The following is a 228-nucleotide window of genomic DNA, read 5'->3' as shown; positions in this document are numbered from 1 at the left end:
TACATGGGCGAGACCAACCTGAAGAACAAGATTCTCGCCATCGCCGAGGAGGAAGGCGCCGAGAACGCTTCCTATGCGCTGAAGCTGTTGCAGTCGGAGGGTGAACTCACCATCGCCAGCACCGGAAAGGATGAAACCTCCGGCGACCTGGTCACCAAGCAGTACCGGGTCGAGGGGCCGGTGATGCTGTTTCTGACGACGACGGCCATCGACATCGACGAGGAGTTG

At 59.6% G+C, this 228-nt stretch carries 1 protein-coding gene; it reads left to right on the top strand.

Going from position 1 to position 228, the window contains the following annotated elements:
- The coding region (locus ACYQ2W_RS26935; RefSeq protein ID WP_459874234.1) for a hypothetical protein at positions 1-228 on the top strand (228 nt) is incomplete at both ends.

Source organism: Endothiovibrio diazotrophicus (assembly GCF_054657215.1).
This window is presented reverse-complemented; position numbering and strand designations above follow the sequence as displayed.